This is a genomic window from Ruminococcus champanellensis 18P13 = JCM 17042 (assembly GCF_000210095.1).
Classification (GTDB): domain Bacteria; phylum Bacillota; class Clostridia; order Oscillospirales; family Ruminococcaceae; genus Ruminococcus_F; species Ruminococcus_F champanellensis.
This window is the reverse complement of sequence record NC_021039.1, coordinates 9,827-33,535: the sequence shown is the minus strand read 5'-3', so window position 1 is coordinate 33,535 and position 23,709 is coordinate 9,827. Positions and strand designations below refer to the sequence as shown.

Below are 23,709 nucleotides of genomic sequence, written 5' to 3'. Positions count from 1 at the left end.
GACTGTCAAAGTCAGCCTACCGCCAGAATATCGCTCCACTGGGTTACAGGACTAATCAGATCCTGTGCCCGGAACTGCAGAACGCTGACAGCATCGCCTACCGTAACCTCTCCGTCGCTGTTGACATCCGCATAATACTGCGCCGTATCATCCAGCACTGCATCCTGTCCTGTCAGGCGGTTTGCACAATCCTGTAGGATCAGCACTGCGTCTGCCACATCGATCTTGTAATCCTTGTTTACATTGCCAAGGAAGTAGGGTTCAAAATCTGTGCTCACCATAAACTGCACCGTTCCGGATGCAATGCACTCCTCTGTTGCCTGTAACCGTGCATATACGATGTACAGTGGTCCGGGCTCCAGTGTAAACTCCGGCTCTGTCGTCCAGCCATAAATCACCGCTTCTTCTCCGGCGTCCGAAACGATCTGAGACAACTGATATTCCACATGCTCCATGGCACGGATCTTCAGTACGTTGTCCACGATCTCATAAATGATCTCCTTCGACTCCACATTCCACTCTGCGCTGGGAACAAGAACCGGCTCGGAATGCGCACTTGCAAAATACCGGTTGCTTGCACCAACGGTATAGAAGCTGATCTCCCCATTGCCACAGCTTTCCAGAAGCAATCTGCCATCCTCATCGAGCATACCCATAGTGACCATATCATCATAGTAGAAGGTACGCTCATCCGGTTCGTCATACTGATAAAATCCCACAAACAGTACCACATCCGGGCCAACGACTTCCTCTGTACGTCCCTCCAGATAATTCAGAGTATACGCCGGAGCATCCGGCCGTGCCGGAATCTCCAGGGTGTAGGGCGCAGTGCTATCATCCGTAAAAGACACATTCAAGGACTTGCCTGTAAAGTAGCTCAGACTCGTCGAACCGGCAGAAAACCGCAACGTCTCTCCCTTGTTGAATTCCACACTCTCGCTAAATGTCAGCTCACCATTTTCATTCAGATACTCAAAATTTTCAAAATAAGCATACGCATCAAAGGTATATGACACCTGTACGGTTTTCTCATCAAATCTCAGGGTCTCCGCCAAGTAATCAATGACTACAGCCGGACGCTCGCCGGTAGTCCGGAAGGTTTCATAGGCCAACTCAGACGCAAAAGCATTCTCCGTTGCCGCATACCGGACACCGATGTAATAATCTGTACCCGGGATCAGATATTCAAACAGAGATTCCTCCGTCCACTCCTCAAACATTGGCTCGTTAATAGCATCCAGCAGCTCCTCCTTGTTCGTCACTCCGTATCGGTCATAGAGCATATCCAGTGCCTGATCGTAACTAATGCCGGAAAGCTCTGCTACAATAAAGATCATCTCTTCCAAGTCCTCCATTGTGGCAAGTTCCTTCTCCACAATGCAGTATTCCGCACCAGACACACCGCTTACCTGCAGGGTAGTGTCCGTTGACTCCACCGTCAGCTTCTTGGTGGGAGCAGCCGGTCTTGCAGGCACGGTCACCGAATAACTCTCGCTTGCAAAGTCGGAATCTGTTGCGGCAATCCGGAAGTAATAGGTCTCCCCCGGCTCACAAAGAAATGCGCAAACGCCCTCCTCTATCAATTCCGTGCCAAAGTTTCTGGCAAGCTGCTCATCGGAGAAATCCTCGCTATGGGCCAGCATCAGCCAATCACTGTAGGTGTAGTACCAGTCCATATCCACCGGTCCCAGCAGTTGCCGTGCATAATCCATCACAGACAAATTCAGATTCATCTGGGGACGCTGGGGAATATACTCCTCCCAGGTCTCCTCACCATACTGACCCGTCAAGGTCTGCCCCATCAGATCAGCTACATCGCAGTTAGACTCCAGCACATTGCCGTTTTCGTCAGTGATTGTGCATTCCTCCGCATTGAAATACAGAATCTCTGCCCGGTAATCCAGTGTTACATAGGGACGATAGATCTCCAGCGTATAAGTTTTGGGCAGCACCCCTTCTCCGCTTGCTGTGATCTCAATGGTCTGATCGCCATAGCCAAGGGCAATGGCATCGCTCTGCTCCCCTGCGTGATAGGTCTTGCCATTCACCTCGTACTGATACAGGGTGCCTGCACTCAGCTTAACAGCGTCCACATATTGGGGCACTTGTATTACTTCTTCCGGATCCAAGGTGCAGCGCTGCTGCGTGCCGCCGCCATACAGGGTAACACCGGTCAGGCTTGCGGTTTTCTGGGTATACTCCTTGGTGAGACGGCCGCCTGCCTTCTCTCCGGTAACGCCCCACGCAGTGACAGACATAGCATGGTCAATGACAATGGGCGCGGTATAAAGCTGCTCCTTCCCATCGTCGATCTGGTACCAGATCTCCTCAGCGGAATTGCTGGTCAGAGTCAGCTCTGTGCCAAAGGGCACAGGCCCCTCTGGTTGAGAAAAGGAAACATGATTTTCAGAATTGGTGAACGCCTTCAGGCACACATTGCCCAGAGTCACCAGAACCTTGGAGTCATCGCCCGATGCAGTTTCATCGTCCTCTGCACCCTTGATCATGTCAAGCGCCTCCTCATCGTTCTGATAGTAGGAGGTGTAATCGAACTGCTGCATATAAGCATCCGTCCAGGTCTTTCCGTCCGTGCTGATAAAGGTCTCGCCGTAATCCGTGTTGGCTTCCAGCCGTCCCTCTACAATGGGGGTCATCTCACTGGTCTCCCCGGTACCGTCCTGGGCAGTGATCAGAGCCTCTGTGGCAATCGGATAAGGGTTCACCGGGTTGGTGAGCTTCACCACAATGGCATACTGTTCTCCCTGGGCAACCGGAACCGCCTGCGCCAGATCAATGGTATGATAGCCGCAGTACAGCTCAGAGCCGCTGGTTACAGTGCTTGCTGTACCGGAGGTGGGATCCGTGGGATCCTGCAGATCCGTATACACCGTGATCTCATACTCCGTACCGTTGTCGGTGGTGTAGAAGGCAGCCGCACAAACCTCTGTATCCGCCTCCGCCGTCAGAACCGTGGACAAATAGGAGGACTTGGTGGGCACATTGCCTGGTGCAATGGATGCCAACCAGCCAAAAGTGTCATGGGACTGCTGGCTTTCATAGTTGTCGCTTGCCTCTGCAATGGCTACCACATAGTCGTTGGCAGACTGATCCTCATAGGAGACCCAGATATAGCCATCCTCTGCGCCGCCCGTGCCCCAGCTATTCTTGATAAGCCATGCACCATCGTTTTCCGGCTGTGCATGTTCAGAGAAATTCTCCTTGGGGTAGTTGTCATCCCAGCCGACCAGAAGGACAATGTGGTTGCCCCAGGTATAGTAAGGCGTGTAATACGCCTCTGTTTCCGCATTGTAGTAATAGTCACTGGTATTGAATGTGAAAGAAACGCTGTGCCCATTCATAAGCATTGCCTTCAGATTCTCATTGGAACGGGTCACCTTGCCACTGTGATAGTCCAGATAACTGTTGTTGATGTATGCATCCTGCACATGGTATGCAGCCTGTGCCCGGAGTGCCAGCTTCTCCTCATCACTGAAGGATCGGATCTCGTCATCCTCATAGGGCAGGGTTTCCTCGTGCACCGGTCCGAACCATCTGGTCAACGCATTCAACCCGGTAATGGACCATCCTCCCTGATCAAAAATGTCTGATTCCATATCAAACTGACCATAGGTATCATCCCCCCAGTATGTAAAATACGCAAGGTGCCACTCGGACAGATCAATCTGGTCGTCCTGTTCGATCAGTCCGGTTTCCACGGAGCCAAGAATGCCGTGCGCCCAGCAGGTTCCATAGCCACCCTGATTCCGCACCGGGGTCACAAGCCCGTAATCCCGCAGGTCATAGCTTTCCGGGAATTGATAATTCTCCCCCAGGATCTGTTCATAATCCGGCTCCGCAAGCAGTGCCGCATGATAAGGCGTAATGGATACTGCCTCCGTTACCTCCCCGTCTGCCTGTTCCTTTGCCGCTTTCTGCGCCTGCATGGGAGACGCTACGAAGGTCAGCTCCTGCTCCTTTCCGGCATTCTGCCTGAGCAGATCCACCGCAGAAACCACAGTTGACCAGGGCATACAGGATGCCGTCATCAGCAGCGCAATGCATGCGCTCAGCGTGCGGCTGTACAGCTTTGGATTTTTCCTCATGAGTTCCTCCTCCTGTTTGGTCGTAGATTGTACATCATATGGATGATAAAATAGAACGGGTGAATGCTGCTTATAGTATATCATAAAACGATTTAAATGTAAAGGCAATGCCACAGAGAGAAAGGACTTGTACCACACAAAGACAAGGCTCATACGGCTGGTATGCCAAGAAACTTTCGGCAGATTTGCATAGAAACAGTGCGAGGATCTACGCATATTGCGTAGAGTTTCTGTGTGATGTGACGAAAAAAAATAGGGCGGCATCACTCAAAACTTGTACAGGACATGTGCCAGCTTTTTTCGTCAGACTTCACAGAGATATTGGCATATTATACGAGATTCATGTGCAGTATAACGAATGATTCCACACAGATGCTGTGCAAAGCCGACAGGCGGCCTTTGTGCGGTATTGCCTTAACGCAGGATGCATGAAATTTTGCCGAAAAGATGCGTTGTTAGGCTTAGTGTCCACACAACCTAACACAGAAAGCAGCCGCATCCTTTTCAGCTGCGACTGCTTTCGATAGAATTCGACAATTTTTTGTAATAAATATTGGCAAGAGTTGTAAGCTCCACCCTACAAGGATGCCAGAAAATCCTCTGCCAGGTCATGCAGTTCCTCCGGCTGCGCAGTGTTCCGGGCAAGCAGATTTAGGAACTCCAGGATTTCACGCTTGGACAGGGTAAGATCCATCTGTTCCGCAAACCGGGTATCATTATAAATACGAATCCCATAGGACAGGGCGCAATGCGACTCCACACACACCGGATGCACCACTACTTCATAGGTAAGGCTCTGATCCGGCGCAGTGCGGGTCTCCAGAACGGATGTACAAATTACAGTATACATATAAAACTCCTTTCTTCATGGTGCGTCTGTCATGCAGCGCACCGGGGCGGTATGTCCGACTATATCAGACGCTTCTTGTGGCTTTCGCTGGCCGGACGAAAAGCCGGGATCCGGAAGCGCCCACAGACGGAATGGTGAGCATACAGCGGGCGCTTCCCTTTTGCTGTCCTTAGTATAGCATGCGTCGTCTGCACCGTTTCCGCAAGTTTCGACTTTATTCGACAAAATTGGAAACGAAAAGAAAAGGAGACTTGTCGAAAGTCTCCTAATTTCTTCATATTTTGTCGAACGCCGTCAAGTTACTCGTAGTAGTATACCTCTTCGCCCTCCACGTTGTAAACCACATAGTCCGTATAGGTCTCGCCGCCGTAGATATCATTGATGCAGAAGCCGTAGTAGTAGTCCCCATCCGGCAGAATGTATTCCTCCAGAGCCGGATCTCCGTCATACACATAATCGGAACCCACAAAGGTGCTTTCCTCCCAGGTGTCCGTATCGTATGCGGTGTACCGGGGCACGATCTGATCCCCCTTCTTCAGCGGACGAATGGTCCGTGCCGCCTGTCCGCTTTCTGCGTCAATACCATCCCACACGCCCAGAATGCTGGTGGTGCAGGAATCCGCCCCATAATCCTGCCGTATCCGCAGGTTGGTGTCCACCCCGTTCAGAGTAATGGGTGCCGTGTAAATGTTGTAGTCGTAGTCAGCTTCTGCAAGATACGCTGCCAAAGGCTGACCATCCGGCAGCGCAAACCAGTAGCCGTCAAAGCCGTCATACACTTCTCCGGTGTCCCAGTCCACATATACATCATCATCTGCGCCGAAATCCAGAATCCGTCCGTCATCCAGGATCATGTACAGGCAGTTGTAAACCGAATCCGTTTCCCACAAGGTCTCCTCCGACAGCTGGAACACATAGTTCCCGTCCTCATCCATATAAGGCGCAACCTCATACTGCACAGAGATCTCCCCATCCTCCCCGGACAAGCCGATGGATGTGCCCTGCTCCCGGTTCCAGTAATCCCAGCTCCATGCTGCTGACTCCAGGGCATCCTGGCTCCAGAACAGGGAATCCTCCCCCAGCCACAGATCCTTCTGGTACCCGTCCAGCATGCCCTCATGATCCGCACCATAAGCGATCTTATCCACAAAGGACAGATACCAGGGGCTGATGCACACATTGCGGAATACGGACAGTTCCTCAGAGCCCTGGATGCACAGGGGGTAATAAGTAGCAAGCCCGGAAGCGTCCTGTCGGCGCTCTCCGTTCCGCTGGTAGATCACACATTCCTCCAGGGCTGCCAGTGCATCCGCTGCACCTGGCAGCAGGGACTTGCTGTTTTTTAGTATGCATCCTGCGTCCACCATATTGGTGTAGCCCTCCGCCTTATTATTGCCGCCGAAGTTCAAAGCCGTGGTAATCCCACGCACCAGTTCCGCCAATCGTTCCGGCTGCTCCGTCAGATCGTACATCTGCCGGGCAGCTTCATTCCAGCTTTGCATGAATGTGTCCAACCGGCTCAGATCCGTACAGGAGAAGGTTGCCTCCTCCTCGCTTTCACAGTCTACACAGGCATCATAATAGCTGTCGCAGATCAGCTTTCCCAGCGCTGCTCCGTCGGCATCCGGGTGACTGCCCAGATACGCCCCGATGGCGGTATAATCCCAGCCGTAGCCCGGCTCCGTATCCTCCGAAGCATACATATAATCCGCATGGGGCACCAGCAGATTGGCCGTTTCCACCGTTGCCATCAGGCAGGCATCGAAGCCGATGAACCGAAAAGAATCCGTCATATTGGGATACACGCTTTCCAGGGCACTGCCCACCTCCTCCAGGGACAGGCTGTCGTCCTCATACAGCTCGTCAAAGCACACGCCGCAGATACTGCCGCTGCCGTGATTCCACAGCACCAGTCCCATATTCGCCGCCGGATAGCTCGCCGTCCCCCAGGCAAGGAAATTGGCAAGGGTACTGCCGTCTCCCATGCTGGCACCCGGCTGACTGTCCACCTTTTCCATATTTCCGTCCTGGATCACAAACCGATCCAGTTTGTCCGGATCCACCTTACCGGCTGTCCATTCCTCAGCGCCTCCGGTCTGCACCACAAAACGCACCCGGTCACCGGTGGATGCCTGCAGCATTTCCTCCATATCCTCCGTGCCGGAGCTGTCCACAGTTTCCAGATCGCTGCCGCACATATATACAAAGATTGTCCAGGTGCCATCCGCCCCCATGGGCACAGCGTTCTCCCGCCGACTGCGCTGAATGGTCAGCGCACCGTCCTGTCCGGCAACAAGCCGGGTACCGGTCTCCCTGGTGGGCGTGACAGTCGGAGTATTCCGATTTACGGTAGTCTGGGGGACGGATTCATTCCGGCCGCCTCCGGAGCTTTCCTCCTCCAGATCCAGACATCCCCCTGCGCTCAGCAGCATGCTCCCCGCAAGCAGCAGCGCAGCAATACGTTTGTAGTTCATACAAATCCCCCTTTATGGCGTGGCGTCCTGTTTCCCGTGCAGTATGTTTAAGGAACACCGCCAGATGCGCTTTGTGCGATATTTCTGTTATCTATATTATACCACAGGGGGCGAAAAAGGTCAATCCGCCGGCATGCCCTGGAACCGGTTCGCCCAGCCCTTGCATTCTTCTCAAAATAATGGTATAATAAAAAATCAGCGGCAAGAGAACGTATTCTACCCGTATGGGTGTTTCAGAAAGGAACAGTGTGCACATGGCGAAAAAGCAGGCGGATTACGGCAACGAAAGCATCACCATGCTCAAGGGCGCAGACAAGGTACGCAAGCGACCCGGGGTTATTTTCGGTTCGGATGGACTGGACGGCTGCGAGCATTCCGTTTTTGAGGTCATCTCCAACTCCATTGACGAAGCACGGGCCGGCTTCGGGGATCACATCATCGTCACCCGGTACCAGGATCAGACGATCGAGGTGCAGGACTTCGGCAGAGGCTGCCCGGTGGATTACAACAATACGGAGAAACGCTACAACTGGGAGCTGGTTTACTGTGAGCTGTACGCCGGGGGAAAGTATGACGCAGAGGGGGATACCTACGCCTATTCCCTGGGGCTGAACGGTCTGGGGCTTTGTGCCACCCAGTTTGCCTCGGAATTTATGGATGTGGAGATCTTCCGGGATGGTTTCCGGTACAACCTGCATTTTGAGCACGGCAATAATGTGGGCGGACTGAAGAAAGAACCCACCACCCAGAAAAAAACCGGTACCCGGACCCGGTGGAAGCCGGATCTGGATGTATTCACGGATATCCAGATCCCGGACGAGTTTTTCCACGATATTCTCCGGCGGCAGGCAATCGTCAATCCGAACCTGCTGTTTACCTACCGGAGCCAGAGTGAGGACGGCAGCTTTTCTGTCCGGGAATTCCGGTACGAAAACGGCATTACCGACTATGTGCAGGAGATCGTGGGAGACAAGGCTATGACCTCCATCCAGCACTGGCAGTGCGAGAAAAAGGGGCGTGACCGGGCGGACAAGCCGGAGTATAAGGTGCGCATCAATGTGGCACTGACTTTTTCCAACCAGATCAAGCTGACGGAGTTTTACCACAACTCCAGCTTTCTGGAGCATGGCGGCTCTCCGGAACGGGCAGTGCGGCAGGCATTCGTGTCCCAGATCGACAGCTATCTCAAGCAGAACAGCAAGTATCTGAAAAACGAAAGCAAGATCACCTATCCGGACATTGAGGACTGCCTGGTGCTGGTATCCTCCGGCTTCTCCACCCAGACCTCCTACGAAAACCAGACCAAGAAGGCCATCACCAATAAGTTTATCTATGAGGCCATGACGGAATTCCTCAAGCATCAGATTGAGGTGTACTTCATCGAAAACCCGGACGAAGCCACCCGGATCTGTGAACAGATTCTGGTCAACAAGCGGAGCCGGGAGAATGCGGAACGCACCAGGCTGAATCTGAAAAAGAAGCTGGCAGGCACCATTGACCTGTCCAACATGGTACAGAAATTCGTGGACTGCCGCACAAAGGATACAGCCCGGCGGGAGCTGTACATCGTGGAGGGCGACTCCGCATTGGGCTCTGTCAAGCTCGCCCGGGAAGCGGAGTTCCAGGCGGTGATCCCGGTGCGGGGCAAGATCCTCAACTGTCTGAAGGCGGACTACGCCAAAATCTTCAAAAACGAGATCATTACGGATATTATCAAGGTACTGGGCTGCGGCGTGGAGGTCCGGACAAAGGCAAATAAGGATTTGTCCTCCTTCTCTCTGGAAAATCTGCGCTGGCACAAGATCGTCATCTGTACGGATGCGGACGTGGACGGATTCCAGATCCGTACCCTGATTCTCACCATGCTGTACCGGCTGACACCCACCCTCATTGACGAGGGATATGTATACATTGCGGAATCTCCCCTGTATGAGATCAACAGCAAGGACAAAACCTACTTTGCATATACAGAAAAGGAAAAGACCAAGATCCTGTCCCATCTGGAAGGGAAGAAATTCACCATCCAGCGTTCCAAGGGACTTGGCGAAAACGAACCGGAAATGATGTCCCTGACCACCATGAACCCTGCCACACGCCGGCTGATCCAGGTCACCTCCGACGAGGCGGAAAAGACCTTTGCCGCCTTTGATATGCTGCTGGGGGACAATTTGCAGGCGAGAAAGGATTTCATTTCTGAATACGGCGGCGATTATCTGGAGCTTGCCGATATTTCATAAGGAGGGACACCTGTGGCACGAAAGAAAAAGGAACCCCAACAGAAGCGGGCAGCCATTCCCAACGCCTATATTGAAGGCGCCGGCATCGTGGTAGAGGAAAAGATCACAGAAACCCTGGAGAAGAACTACATGCCCTATGCCATGAGCGTCATCATCTCCCGGGCACTGCCGGAGATCGACGGCTTCAAGCCCTCCCACCGGAAGCTGCTGTATACCATGTACAAAATGGGGCTGCTTACCGGGCAGCGCACCAAATCCGCCAACGTGGTGGGACAGACCATGCGGCTGAACCCCCACGGAGACGCTGCCATCTATGAAACCATGGTGCGGCTTGCCCGGGGCAATGAGGCGCTGCTGCACCCCTATGTGGACTCCAAGGGTAACTTTGGCAAAGCCTATTCCCGGGATATGTCCTATGCCGCCTCCCGGTATACAGAGGTCAAGCTGGATCCCATCTGCAACGAGCTGTTCCGGGACATCGACAAGGAAACCATTGACTTTGTCCCCAACTACGACAACACCATGGCGGAGCCAACTCTGCTGCCTGCCTCCTTCCCCACCGTGCTGGTGAACGCCAACATGGGCATTGCGGTTTCCATGGCAAGCAGCGTATGTCCCTTCAACCTGGCGGAGGTCTGCGAAACCTGTATCGCTTTGATCAAAAATCCGGAGCATGACCTGCTCAGCACATTAAAGGGGCCGGACTTTCCCGGCGGCGCCTACATGCTCTACGAGGAAGGAGAGCTGAACAAGATCTACCAGACCGGCAGAGGCTCCGTCCGGCTCCGGGCAAAGTACAGCTATGACAAGGACGCCAACTGCATCGAGATCACCGAGATTCCCTATTCCACCACCATCGAAGCCATCATGGATAAGATCATTGAGCTGATCAAAGCCAACAAGATCCGGGAGATCTCCTACATCCGGGATGAAACAGATCTGAGCGGCTTGAAGCTTGCCATTGACTGCAAGCGGGGCACGGATCCGGACAAACTGATGCAAAAGCTGTTCCGGATGACCCCGTTACAGGACAACTTCTCCTGTAACTTCAACATTCTCATCGCCGGCACCCCGAAAGTCATGGGCGTCCGGGAGATCCTGACGGAATGGGTGGCGTTCCGGGCGGAATGCGTGAAACGCCGGGTGCATTTTGACCTGCAAAAAAAATCCGAAAAGCTGCATCTGCTGGAAGGCCTGCAAAAGATCCTGCTGGATATCGACCACGCCATCCGCATCGTCCGGGAAACGGAGGAAGAAGCGGACGTGGTATCCAACCTGATGGTGGAATTCGGTATTGACGAGATCCAGGCGGAATATGTGGCAGAGATCAAGCTGCGGCATCTGAACCGGGAATACATCCTCAAGCGCATTGCGGAGGTGGAGTCCCTGTCCGGAGAAATCGCAGAAATGCAGGACATTCTGGGCGATCCGAAAAAGATCCGCCGGATCATTACGGAAGAGCTGAAGGCCGTGAAGGAGAAATACGGACAGCCCCGGCGCACCCAGTTCCTGTATGCGGATCAGCTGGAGGAAGAGCCGGAGGAGGATGAGACTCCGGATTACCCGGTGCACCTGTTCTGCTCCGCCAGCGGCTATTTCAAGAAGATCACTCCCCAGTCCCTGCGGGTCAGCGGTGAGCAGAAGCTGAAGGAGGGGGATACCATGGCAGCCCAGTTTGAAGCAACCAACCGGACGGAGCTGCTGTTCTTCACCGACCGATGCCAGGTATACAAAAGCCGTGCCAGTGCCTTTGATGATACCAAGGCAAGCCTGCTGGGAGATTATGTACCTGCAAAGCTGGGATTTGACGAAAACGAAAGCCTGGTGAAGATGATCCCCACTGTAGACTACAGCGGCTTTGTGCTGTTCGCCTTTGAAAACGGTAAGATCGCCAAGGTACCCCTGTCCGCATATGCCACCAAGACCAACCGGAAACGGCTTGCCAACGCCTACTCCGGCAAATCCAGGCTGGTGGAGATCCTTTATTGTCCGGAGGATACGGTACTGCTGGTGCGCACCACCAACAACCGGGCGCTGCTCTTCCACACAGCCATGATCCTCCCCAAAGCCACCCGGGATACCATCGGCGTCCAGGTGGTCACACTCAAGGCAAAAGCAGTGCTGGACAACGTTGCCCCGGTGGATCCGGAGCAACTGGAGCAACTGAAAAAATACAGCGTCAAAAATATTCCGGCGGCAGGCGTCCTTGCAAAGGATCTGCCGGACAGCCATCAGCTGTCCTTCCCGGAAGCATAGCAAAAGAAAAGAAGGACCCCGGATCACGCCGGAGTCCTTCTTCGTGTTAGCTGCAGCGCGGGCAAATGCACCGAACGATTGCGGTGATCAGGGACAGCAGCATAATCACGCTGAAAATAGCTGCGATCGCCCCGATCAGCACAAAGGGCAGCAACGGCACATTGGTCAGCAGAAAGCTGAGCAGTGCCACCGTCAGCAGCACAACCGCTCCGTACAACAGGCATAAGCCATACCGGCAAACAGCGGCTCGCAGGCACATGACAGAGCATGCGGCAGAAGCGATGGCTGCTGTTGCAGCAATGACGATCAGCACCAGTGCAATGGGCACCACATAGGGTGCCGCCACAGTCAGCGTCAGAAAGTCAAAGTAGTACAGCAGCGCTGCACCTACGCCTCCCAGAATGGACAGTAAAATTGCCGGGCATCCGCTTTTCAGACAACACATATACATCCTCCCCCTTATATCGGATACGTTTTCCGTACCCAAGGATAGTATATGCACAAGCGCCCCGTTGGTTCGTCAAAATCCGACAGTCTGCAAAAAACGAGCCGGATTGCGAAAAGCTATGCAGATACACTTGAAAATTCCACTGTTCCATGCTATACTATATGTATGAGCATCTGAATAATCGACCCATCTCGAGAAAGGAGTGGCTGCATTTGCAGCCTGCACTTATGGAAAGTACTGTTTTTCCGCTGCCGTTTCAATCCCATCTGATTTTCTGCGTGATCGCCACGATCTTTTTTGTGATCCAGTTTATCCGCATGCGCCGCATGTACCAGCTAGTCTTTGCGGTTGCCGTTCCTGCCACCCTGCTGCTGTATATCAACGAAAGCCGCACCTGGTTCTACGGCATCGGCGTATTTGAACTGGTGATGCTGATCCTTGCCATTGTAACCGTATGCATCGACCACACCCGGGCAAAAAAGAATGCCCCCAAGGGCAAGACCGACGAGGAAGCAAAGGCATGAGGCTTGTGATTCTGGATTGGGCAACCATGACCGCCCATGAGGATCTTTCCCCGGAATGCTTCCGCCCCTTTGCGGATGAGATCGACTGCTACAGTCTGACAAGCCCCGGGGAGGCTGCCGCCCGGATCGGGGACGCAGAGCTGGTGCTGTGCAACAAGGTGCCTATTACCGGAGAAGTTATAGAAGCATGCCCCAATCTGAAGTATATCGGGCTGTTCGCCACCGGCTACAACAATGTGGACATTCCTGCCGCTACCGCCCGGGGCATCCGGGTCTGCAACGCTGGCAGTTACTCCACCAACGCCGTGGCACAGCTGGTATTTGCTTTCATGCTGGATCATTTCAGCAAGCTGCCCCTGTATAACCTGGACGTGCGGCAGGGCAAGTGGTGCACCTCCCCGACCTTTTCTTATTTCCCCTACCCTACCATGGAACTGGCAGGGAAAACCCTGTCCGTCATCGGCTTTGGCAGCATCGGGAAAGCCGTTGCAAAAATCGCCGACGCGTTCGGGATGCAGGTACTGGTCAGCACCCGTACCGTACCGGCGCATGCTCCCTACCCTATGGTCACCCTGGCAGAGGCATTTGCAAGGGCGGATGTGCTGACCCTTCACTGTCCTCTGACAGAGGATACCCGCCAGCTGGTCAATGCCATTCGGCTGGGCAGCATGAAGCCCTCCGCCATTCTCATCAATACCGCCCGGGGCGGCGTAGTGGCAGAGCATGACCTGGCAGAGGCTCTGAACAATGACGTCATCGCCGGCGCATACCTGGACGTGTTGCAGCAGGAGCCCATGAACCCGGATACGCCCCTGCGGCATGCGAAAAACTGCGTCATCACGCCCCATATTGCATGGGCACCCCTGGAGACCCGGCAAAGACTGCTGGGGATCGTGACGGATAATTTACAGCATTTTCTTGCGGGAAATCCGCAAAATCTTGTAAACTGAGGTTGAATACATTGAATATTTCTGAAAAAAAGCGTGTGGTTGTCAAGCTGGGTTCCTCCACGCTGACCCATAAAACCGGCAGGCTGAATCTGCGGCGGATGCACAATCTGATCCGGATCCTGGCAGACTTGCACAATGCGGGCAAGGAGATCATTCTGGTATCCTCCGGTGCCATTGCGTTGGGCTGCGGCAAGCTGCGGCTGCTGGAGCGACCCAAGGATACCCCCACCAAGCAGGCTGCTGCTGCCGTAGGACAGTGTGAGCTGATGGATATGTACGATCAGCAGTTTGCAAACTACGGGATCACCGTAGCCCAGATCCTGCTGACCAAAACCATTCTGGAAAACGAACGGATCAACAACGTAAAAAACTGCTTCCAGCGGCTGCTGGACATGAACGTGATCCCCATTTTCAATGAAAATGATACAGTCGCCATTGACGAGCTGGAATTGGAGATCGGGGAAAATGACTCCCTGTCCGCCATTGTGGCTTCTCTGGTAAACGCCGATCTGCTGGTGATCCTGTCCGACATTGACGGACTGTATTCAGAGGATCCCCGCCGCTGTGAGCATGCAAAGCTGATCCCGGTGGTGGAACATATTGACGCACATATTGAATCCATCGCCGGCGGAGCAGGCACTGCCCTGGGTACCGGCGGTATGGCAACCAAGATCAACGCTGCCAAGATCGCCACTGCTGCCGGCATAGACATGGTGATCCTCAATGGCAGCCAACCGGAGCTGCTGTACGATTTGTTTGACGGCAAGCCGGTAGGCACACGTTTCCTGGCAAAGACGAACTGACGATACTCAACGCTGCCCTGTGCAGCCGACAAGAAAGGATGGTTTATATGACTGACATACTGGAACTGGGAAAACGGGCACAGGCGGCTGCACCTGCCATAGCCGCAGCTGCGCCGGCAGTGAAGAATGCTGCCCTTGCTGCCATTGCGGACGCACTGATCGCCAGAACGGGCGAGATCGTCAAAAAAAATCAGGAGGACATTGAACGGGCAGTTGCCAATGGCATGTCCCAGTCCATGATTGACCGGCTGCTGCTGAATCCCCAGCGTATCGTTGCCATTGCAGCCAGCGTGCGCACCCTCATTGACATGGACGATATCGTAGGCTCTGTGGAGCATGGCACCATCCGCCCCAACGGTCTGCAGATTCTCAAGACCCGGGTACCCCTGGGCGTCATCGGCATTATTTTCGAGTCCCGACCCAATGTGACGGTGGACGCTGCTACCTTGTGCCTGAAAGCAGGCAATGCGGTGATCCTCCGGGGCGGCAAGGAAGCTCTCTGCTCCAACGCCCACCTGGTGGCAGTCATGCGGGAAGCAGTGGAAAGCGCCGGTCTGCCGGCGGACGTGGTGCAGTTCGTGGACGACACCTCCCATGAAACAGCAGAAAAGATGATGCGCATGAATCAGTATCTGGATGTGCTGATTCCCCGGGGCGGCGCCGGACTGATCCGGGCAGTGGTGGAGCATGCATCCGTTCCGGTGATCCAGACCGGCACCGGCAACTGCCACGTATATGTGGACGACAGTGCAGATCTGGAAATGGCAGTTAACATTGTGGACAACGGCAAGACCCAGCGTCCCTCCGTATGCAATGCGGTGGAGAGTCTGCTGGTGCATAAGGACATTGCCCAGGAGGCTTTGCCTCTGATCAAAGCAAGACTGGATCAGCACAAGGTGGTCATGCATGGCTGTCAGACCACCCGCTCCATTCTGGGGCCGGATGTACAGCCTGCCACAGAGGAGGACTATGCCAAGGAATACCTGTCCTATGACATTTCCGTGAAGGTGGTGGACTCCATTGACGAAGCCATCGCCCACATTTCCAGATATGGCACCAAGCATTCCGAAGCCATTGTGACCCGTTCCCTGGAGCATGCACGGAAGTTCCAGACCCAGGTGGACGCAGCAGCCGTTTATGTGAACGCCTCCACCCGTTTCACCGACGGCGGCGAATTCGGCATGGGCGCAGAAATCGGCATTTCCACCCAAAAGCTGCATGCCCGTGGGCCCATGGGGCTTCATGAGCTGACCACGGTCAAGTACCTGATTAACGGAGAGGGACAGATCCGCTGACCGGATCCCCCATAAAGGAGAAGCAGACGTATCATGCCAACAGAAACAGAACAGCGTTTTCCCCGCACCGGGCACAGCTCTCAGAGTGATATTGATAGTCTGCTGGCAGAGCTGGGCTATCATCAGCCCCCACGCCGGGAAGAACCCACACCTCCGGCACAGAAACCGGAACCGCAGCCCATCCGGGAAGCTGCTGCCCCGGCAAAAAAAGAAAAGCCACGAAAAAAAACGGAACCAAAGCCGGAGCCCAAACCGGTAAAGATCATTCAGGAACCGGCGGATCCGCCGCTGCTGGACATTCCCATCCAGCACGCCAAGCCCCTGGTGAAGGACACGCCTCCCCGCAAGCCCCACAGCAAGTCAAAAAAAGCGCAGCCTGCATTGCTGAAAACCCTGCAAAGCGCTCTGGATGAGAACATTGAGGAGATCGAGCTGCTGACCAAGCTGCCAGTGGCGGAGGGTACCTCCCCATCGGAGGCACGCAGGCACCGCCGCCGACAGATCCTGTATTTTTTCATTGGCGTGTTCTTTCTCTTTGCCGCTGTGCTGGGATGTATCCAGATCAGCAAAAGCATGCGGCAAAGGTTCGCAGGCTTTGCCAACAATGAAACGCAGAAGCAGGATTTCGCGGACTTTCTGGAGCCGGTGGTGGTCATGGACATCGCAGACTTCGACTCTGTCAGTGACCTGGATCCGGATCAGATTCTGTCCGCCGCTATCTGGGACTTCATGATTCATGGAGACATGGACAAATACGAACACACCATGGACATTGTAACCGTACCTGCCATTGACATAGAAGCCCATGCAGCAAAGCTGTTCGGAGAGGGGCTGAGCTTTTCGCACCATACCATCGGCACAGGGGATATGCGCTTCTATTACAACTCTGACAACAAATCCTACAACATTCCCGCTGCCCCCTCCTATTTCTCCTACACCCCGTTGGTGGAACAGATCAGCAAGGAGGAGGATCGCTACACTCTGACAGTGGCATACAAGGAGGAAGTCCCCTCCTGGCAGAAGCATGACAGTGCGGCGGAAACAGCAAAGGAAATGGAGTTTGTGCTCCAGGAACTGAACGGCGCATACATTCTCCGTTCCGCAAAGAACATCTCCACAGAAGGCACATTATAAGCAACACCCGGCAGCTTCTCATGAAACTGCCGGGTGTTTTTGCATAGACAAGGCTGCACAATCCTACAGTACTGCCCTGAAGCAGGTGCAGCCCACAGAATGGCTCTGCGGGCTGCATGCGTTTGGTTCAATAAAGATTGGTGGATCAGCCCCAGGGACGATTTCCGCCGCCGCCGGATTCGCTGACAGAGGTACCGCCGGAAATGGTTCCCCCGTAACCGCAGCGGTTGGTGCCGTCCTGGCTGCCAAAGTAGGTAACGCCGCTGAGGGTACCACCGGTGTAGCAGCTTACGTTGCTCTCTGTGGAGCAGAGCACCATTTCCTGGGATGCATTCGGCAGCGTAAAGGTTGCGATCACCGTACCACTTGCATTGGTAAAGGTGATGGTAGAACCAGCCGAAACGGATGTAGTAGACAGGAACGCCTTGTTGGAAGGATATTCAAACATACTACTGCTGCCCGCAGCAATCACAGTGCCGCCGTTGTAGGTGATGGAATAGCCGTCGCCGCAGTCCAGAGGGCCGTTGCCGCCGCCAGTCTGGGAAACGAATACATAACCGCCATTGAAAATCATCTCTCCGTTGGAGTCCAGTCCGTCCCCTGCTGCACTGACAAAGGTATAGCCACCGTTGAAGGTCATGCTGTAGCTGCCGCCGCCGACGCTGCCGCCGCCCCAGCCGCCGCCCCAGCCGCCGCCCATGCCGCTGGAGTCTGCACCGCCTGCTGCATTGTAGGCGTCATCCTTGGAGGTTACCATGACGGTGCCGCAATTCTGCACAATTGTAAGACCCTCAACTCCCTCATAGGAATAGGTGACGTTGATCCAGGGTGCATCATAGCCGCCGGTGGTGCTTTCCCCGATGGTCAGGTTATGGTCGGAATGCATGCCGTCATCCGCAGAAGCCAGGGTGATATTGCCCCCGTTGATGGACATATTGCCGCCGCAATGCAGGGAGTCGTCTGTGGAATCAATGTTCAGCGTGCCGCCGTTGATGATCAGATCACCGCCGCTCAGATATGTGGTGCCGTCCGTATCATACAGACCCACTGCCTTGATGCCCTTGACGCTCAAGTCAACCTTATTGTTGTTGCCGTCCTGCATACCGCCGCCCCAGCCGCCGCCACCGCCGGAGGAGCCGGAACCAGTGTAGCCGTGACCCTGGTAGGTATTGATGGTCACGTTACCACCGTTCATGGTAAAGGTCTGCTCTGCCTGGATGCCGTCTCCACTCTTGGATGTGATATCCACTGTGCCGCCGGTAATGGTCACATAGCCCTTGCCGGTATCCGTGCCGGAGGACTTAATGCCGTCGCCGGAGGTGGATGTCAGCTTCAGATCCAGTGCGGAATAATCCGTATCATCCGGATCACCGATCCGAACGGAATCCTTCCCCCGCAGGCAGTCATCCACTGCATTGACGGTCACAGAACCATTCCAGATCTTCAGATCATCCTTGCTGACAATGCCGTCCTGGTAATTGCCGTTGACGATCAGCGTGCCCTTGCCTTTGATCTTCAGATCATCCTTGGAATAAATAGCACCGCTATCGCTGTCCGCATTGGTATAGTTGGTACCATCAGAAATGGTACTGGTGGTACCGTTCTTGGCAGTGATCCGGCACTCGTCTCCAACGCTTGCAACATAAATAGGAGAATCCGCCGTATTGGTCAGCTCTATGCCGTCCAGCACCAGCTCTACAATGGCGTCCGCATAGGTTGTCTTATCCACGTTCACCACGATCTGCCCGCCGGTCATGGAACCGGTTACATTATAAATACCAGGCTGGGTGATGGTTGCAATGGTGCTGCTGGTCAGCTCCACGCCCTCGCCGGATACTGTCAGACTGGAGCCATTCAGCTGGACGCCTGCTTCCGTGGTAACAGTCCCGGAGCCGTTCAGTGCCTCTACCCCAGTGAAGGATGCGTCAGCGCTCATCTGGAACACGCCGGTGGCGTCCGCACTGTGCTTCATCTGCTGACCGCCGGTATACAGGCTGTATGCGGCGGAGGTTGTCAGATCCGGACTGCTCAGCAGCACATAGTCAAACTTCTTGTTGGGGGTTGCTGCATAAACGGTTGTAGCACCGGACTTGACTGCAATCTCATTGCCCTTTGTCCACTCAGCCGCATAGGTCAGCAGCATGCAGCCCTGGGATGCACGCACAAGCGCAGCCTGGCTGTCTGTGGCGGTTGCACAAACAGAACCGCCGGTAATATTCGTAGCGGTAATGCTGGTCAGACCCCGGTCGCCACATGCCAGCAGGGTACCGGCAGAAATGTCAATGGTGGTTTCCGCCTGAATAGCATCATTCCCTGCCTTGACGCTTACATTGCCGCCGGAGATATTCACATCCGCCTTGGTAGATTTGATGCCGTCTCCGGTGGCGTTGACCTTCACCGTACCATCCTTGATGCGCACACTCTGCTTTGCCCGGATACCGTCCATCTTGGTGGTGGTATTTTCCGTAATGACAGTAATATCACCGCCGGTGATTTTGAGATCGTTGTTGCAGTGGATGCCATACTGGGTGGATGCGGTCACAACCAGTGCACCCTCTCCCTTGATGGTCATGTCATCCTTGGCATAAATGGCTGCGGTATTTTCTGCATAGGTGGCGCCGTCGTACACATAATTGGTGGTACCTGCAACCAGGTTCAAAGAGGTGTTTTCCGCATTCTCAATCAGGATCGGGGCAGCGGAAACGCCGGTGATGTTCACGCCGTTGAGAAACAGCTTGACGGTTTCAGCATCCGCCACAATATCCGGTACATTGACTATGATCTGTCCATCCGTCAGAGTACCGTCAATATAATAAGTACCGGATGCGTCAATGGTCACCGTTTTATTACTGTTACTCAGCGTAGCGTGATCCCCCTCTACTTCAATGGAAGTGTCCTTCAGGTGGATATATGTAGCCTCAGCCTGCGGGGTGGAAGCCAGCACCTGACGCTTGAGCAATGCAAGATCTACGCTGTTCAGCACACCGTCTCCGTTGAGATCCCCGTTTTCTGCTGCCGTTGCAGTGAGGGTCGCTTTCCGGATCAGATACTGCTGCAAAGCGGTCACATCCTTTGCGTCCACAGTGCCGTCCAAGTTTACATCGCCTGCAACCGTGGCTGCTGCACTGACGGATGCGCCGGTGCGAATCACACCGCTGGTACACAGAACGCTCAACGCCAGCATACCGGCAAGCATTCTGCGCCTGTTTGCTTTCCCAGACTTCATGATCATCTACTCCTTTATTCAATCATTTTGGCGTGCCGCATGGGCTTTCTGCGGCATTGCCTTGACACGGGGATACGCCCCGGGTTCTGCCAATATACATAGTATAATGCCCCATTCTTAAAATAGTCTTAAAAAGCAGAAGCATACTGCAAAAAAGTATACAAATTCCGCCATGCAGGTTTATAGCTTTTGGGCAACACCACCGAGAGCCTGCTCCGTACAATACTGCCTTTCTGCACAAAGCGGGCTCCCGTTTTTCTACGAATGTCACAATTTTCGTAATGGCGATCCTATGAAAAAAGGATGAAAAGCAATTGAAAGTGTATATATACTTGTGAAAACCGGCAAAAAGCACACCATTCTTAAGACTATTTTAAGAAACCCTTGATAGAATAATGACAAGAAAACAGCAGAAGGGAGGTACTGCCTCAGCAGTAGGACAATGGGGAGGAACACTGCTGGACAAACACGCCTATGGCAATTCGTACTTTTCAGCGGCGGGAAGTAAAATTCCTGCTTTCCAAAGCGCAGTATGACGCACTTCAGCCCATTCTTCTGGACTATATGAATCCGGACAAATACTGCGTGAACGGCAAGGAATACGGGGTCTATAATGTATATTACGACACCGATGACAATTTCCTGATCCGGGAATCCCTTGCCAAGCCCTATTACAAGGAAAAGATCCGGCTGCGCAGCTATGCCTCGCCTGCAGGACCGGAGGACACGGTTTTTCTGGAGATCAAGAAAAAGATCGGCGGCATTGTAACAAAGCGCCGGGTGACCATGACCCTGCAGCAGGCAAATGCCTACATACAGACCCGGGTCAAGCCTCAGTCGGAAAAGTTCCTGCAAATGCAGGTGCTCAAGGAGCTGGACGTTTTCCTCAACAACTATGCCGTTTCCCCCAAGCAGTATATCAGCTACCAGCGCTCCGCCTTTTTCGGCAAGGACAACAGCGACTTTCGTCTGACCTTTGACCGGCAGATCACTGCCCGGCGGGAGGATATTTCTCTTGCCTCCGGCAATTACGGAAGCCAGATCATCCGGCCGGATCAGCGGCTGATGGAGATCAAAGTGACCGACTCCATTCCCAAATGGCTCTCCGATGCCTTATCGGAGCTGAACATCTACAAAACCAGCTTTTCTAAGTACGGCACTGCTTACAAGCAGTATATCCGAAGCAAAATCGAAGAAGATAGGAGCGTAATGATTTATGCCTGAAAACATTTTTGGAATCAAGTCCATTCTCACCGCATCCACCATGACCATCGGAGAATTTCTCACCTGTATTCTCTGTTCCGCCCTGTTGGGCTTTCTCATCAGCCTGATCTACATATTCACCCACCGGAAGACCGGCTACTCCCAGAGCTATGTGCTGACCATGACCATGCTGCCTGCCATCATCGCCGTAATCATCCTCATCATCGGGGACAGCGTATCCAGTGCACTGAGTCTGGCAGGCGCATTTACTCTGGTGCGGTTCCGAAGCGCTCCCGGCGACCCCAAGGACATTGCTTATGTGTTCTTTGCAATGGCGGTGGGTCTGTGCTGCGGTATGGGATATATCGGCTGCGCATTCCTGTTCTTCCTGCTGCTGGGTGTCATCATGTTCGTGTTGAATGCAGTGCATTACGGTGCCCCGAATGTCAGCGATATGACCCTGAAGATCACCATTCCGGAAAATCTGAACTATATGGGTCTGTTTGACCGGGTACTGACGGAAAATACCACCTACTGGCGGCTCAAGCGGGTCAAGACCACAGACTTCGGCACCCTGTTCGACCTGGTTTACAGCATCAAGGTGAAAAATGGCATCGACCAGAAGAAATTCATTGACGATCTTCGGGCACTGAACGGCAATCTGAACGTAACCCTGGTACTGTACAAGTACGACGACAAGATCTATGAAAAATGATCCATCACAGGGCTGAGGGCGCTGCATGCGTCCCCGGCCTTGCGGTGTTTGCTGCCGCCCGGCTGATGAACAGGGCGGAGAAATGGGGAACCAATATGAAACGTATGCTTGCATTGCTTGCCACCTGTGCCATGCTCTGCACGCTCGCAGCCTGCGGACAGCAGGAGGAAAACTCCGCTGCTGAAAGCGGGAATGCAGCCCCGACAGATTCTGTGCAGGATTCCGCAACAGACAGCAAACCGGCAGATTCCACAGCACCGGAGGATTCCTCCAAAGCGGAGGAATCCGGCAGCGACAGCCAGAAAGATCCGGATGCACCGGAACATTCCGAATCTAGCGGAACGGATTCCGCTGTACAGTCCCCGGAGCACAATGGGGACACTCCCTCCGGTCCTGGCACCGAAAACAGCCAGCCGGACAATCCCTCCGGCGAGCAGAAGCCTGCCGCCTCCACACCAACGCAGCAGGAGCAGCAAAGCCCGACGGCAACCACCGCTGCCCAGGAGGATTCCACCCCTGCATCAGACGTCAAGACCATCACCCTGTTGGGAGACAGTGTGCGCTTTGAAGGCAAGGGCATTGCCGCCCGTGGCTCCAAGGTGGGCATCACCAAGGGCGGCACCTACCGGATCAGCGGCAGTCTGTCCGACGGACAGATCGAAATCAACACGGAAAAAAAGGTGGTGCTGCAGTTGGATGGGGTGTCCATCAAAAACTCCGCCGGTTCCGCCATCAACGTAATCAACGCCAAGCGGGTGAATGTGGAGCTAATGCCCGGAACCGTCAACAGCCTGGAGGACGGCAGCGTACAGCACGATGCGGACAAGGGGACGTTGTTCTCCAATGACACGCTGGAGATCGGTGGCAGCGGCACTCTGAACATCCGCTCCAACTACGCCCACGGCATTGCCAGCGACGATGATATCATTGTCAACAGCGGCAGGCTCCACATCGTCTCCACCAAAAGCGGACTGTTCGCCAACGATGATATTACCATCAATGGGGGCACACTGTACTGCGATGCGGGCACCAACGGCATCAAGTGCAAGAACACCATTTCCATCAACGGCGGCACTTCTGTGCTCATGGGAGGCACCCGGGAAGAAAAGGGCGCCGTGATTGCCATAGGCGGGCTCACCATCAACGGCGGCACCCTGTACGCAGTGGGAAACACCTGTACCCTGCCCCTTGCATCCTCCGGTCAGAATGTGGTAGCTGTGAATTTTGCTTCCGCCCTGTCGGCGAATATGCTGACACGGATCGCATCCGGCTCCAGTCCCCTGTTCACCCTGTCCTCCCCGAGAGCCTATAAAACCGTGCTCTATTCCGGCAGTGGTCTGCGAGAGGGCGCATCCTACACAGTTTCCACCGGCGGCATGGTATCCGGTGGGAATACTGCTGACTATGTAACCACCGGCGGCACCTACAGCGGCGGCACGGATCGAGGTACATACAAAACCACCGGCAGGGTTTCAACCTTTTCCGTTTCCT

Annotated in this window: 15 protein-coding genes; 10 read left to right on the top strand and 5 right to left on the bottom strand. The window is 54.2% G+C overall.

All coding sequences use genetic code 11. The features are described 5' to 3' along the window. Window positions 1-11: 11 nt before the first annotated feature. From RUM_RS00120 to RUM_RS00110, 3 genes are all read right to left on the bottom strand, one after another. Entirely contained in the window at window positions 12-4,103 is a 4,092-nt protein-coding gene (locus RUM_RS00120; protein ID WP_015557216.1) for a lectin like domain-containing protein, read from the bottom strand. Window positions 4,104-4,680: 577 nt separating this feature from the next. Further along, window positions 4,681-4,953 (bottom strand): DUF6514 family protein, encoded by a 273-nt coding sequence (locus RUM_RS00115; RefSeq protein WP_015557215.1) that lies wholly within the window; start codon window positions 4,951-4,953, stop codon window positions 4,681-4,683. A gap of 299 nt (window positions 4,954-5,252) precedes the next feature. Continuing rightward, a complete protein-coding gene (locus RUM_RS00110) occupies window positions 5,253-7,427 on the bottom strand; it encodes a clostripain-related cysteine peptidase (RefSeq protein ID WP_015557214.1) in 2,175 nt (724 codons plus the stop codon). Between the two features lie 254 nt (window positions 7,428-7,681). Between RUM_RS00110 and RUM_RS00105 the strand changes: the two genes are divergently transcribed. Both RUM_RS00105 and RUM_RS00100 read left to right on the top strand, forming a co-directional pair. After that, entirely contained in the window at window positions 7,682-9,664 is a 1,983-nt protein-coding gene (locus RUM_RS00105; protein WP_015557213.1) for a DNA gyrase/topoisomerase IV subunit B, read from the top strand. A gap of 12 nt (window positions 9,665-9,676) precedes the next feature. Next, the gene (locus tag RUM_RS00100; RefSeq protein WP_041326168.1) at window positions 9,677-11,920 is read left to right on the top strand and encodes a DNA gyrase/topoisomerase IV subunit A; all 2,244 of its coding nucleotides are present in this window, start codon (window positions 9,677-9,679) and stop codon (window positions 11,918-11,920) included. A gap of 46 nt (window positions 11,921-11,966) precedes the next feature. Here RUM_RS00100 and RUM_RS00095 read toward each other — a convergent pair whose 3' ends face one another. Continuing rightward, window positions 11,967-12,365, bottom strand: a complete 399-nt coding sequence (locus tag RUM_RS00095; RefSeq protein ID WP_015557212.1) for a hypothetical protein — start codon at window positions 12,363-12,365, stop codon at window positions 11,967-11,969. A 230-nt stretch (window positions 12,366-12,595) separates the two neighbouring features. On the opposite strand from RUM_RS00095, the gene RUM_RS00090 reads away from it, so the two are divergent. The 5 genes from RUM_RS00090 to RUM_RS00070 are packed head-to-tail and all read left to right on the top strand — an operon-like array spanning window position 12,596 to window position 17,074. Beyond that, the gene (locus RUM_RS00090; protein WP_147645517.1) at window positions 12,596-12,892 is read left to right on the top strand and encodes a hypothetical protein; all 297 of its coding nucleotides are present in this window, start codon (window positions 12,596-12,598) and stop codon (window positions 12,890-12,892) included. After that, entirely contained in the window at window positions 12,889-13,842 is a 954-nt protein-coding gene (locus RUM_RS00085) for a D-2-hydroxyacid dehydrogenase (RefSeq protein ID WP_015557211.1), read from the top strand. Before RUM_RS00090 ends, RUM_RS00085 begins: the two co-directional genes overlap by 4 nt. A 17-nt stretch (window positions 13,843-13,859) precedes the next feature. Next, entirely contained in the window at window positions 13,860-14,645 is a 786-nt protein-coding gene (gene proB / locus RUM_RS00080; RefSeq protein ID WP_081460072.1) for a glutamate 5-kinase, read from the top strand. Between the two features lie 47 nt (window positions 14,646-14,692). Next, entirely contained in the window at window positions 14,693-15,940 is a 1,248-nt protein-coding gene (locus tag RUM_RS00075) for a glutamate-5-semialdehyde dehydrogenase (protein ID WP_015557210.1), read from the top strand. A gap of 33 nt (window positions 15,941-15,973) precedes the next feature. Further along, entirely contained in the window at window positions 15,974-17,074 is a 1,101-nt protein-coding gene (locus RUM_RS00070; RefSeq protein WP_015557209.1) for a hypothetical protein, read from the top strand. Window positions 17,075-17,219: 145 nt separating this feature from the next. Here RUM_RS00070 and RUM_RS11810 read toward each other — a convergent pair whose 3' ends face one another. Next, a complete protein-coding gene (locus RUM_RS11810; RefSeq protein ID WP_015557208.1) occupies window positions 17,220-20,300 on the bottom strand; it encodes a carbohydrate-binding domain-containing protein in 3,081 nt (1,026 codons plus the stop codon). Between the two features lie 474 nt (window positions 20,301-20,774). Between RUM_RS11810 and RUM_RS00055 the strand changes: the two genes are divergently transcribed. From RUM_RS00055 to RUM_RS00045, 3 genes are all read left to right on the top strand, one after another. Further along, window positions 20,775-21,524 (top strand): polyphosphate polymerase domain-containing protein, encoded by a 750-nt coding sequence (locus RUM_RS00055; protein WP_015557207.1) that lies wholly within the window; start codon window positions 20,775-20,777, stop codon window positions 21,522-21,524. Further along, a complete protein-coding gene (locus RUM_RS00050; RefSeq protein WP_015557206.1) occupies window positions 21,517-22,218 on the top strand; it encodes a DUF4956 domain-containing protein in 702 nt (233 codons plus the stop codon). Before RUM_RS00055 ends, RUM_RS00050 begins: the two co-directional genes overlap by 8 nt. Next, the coding region (locus RUM_RS00045) for a carbohydrate-binding domain-containing protein (protein ID WP_041326165.1) at window positions 22,215-23,709 on the top strand (1,495 nt) is incomplete at its 3' end. The genes RUM_RS00050 and RUM_RS00045, both read left to right, overlap by 4 nt.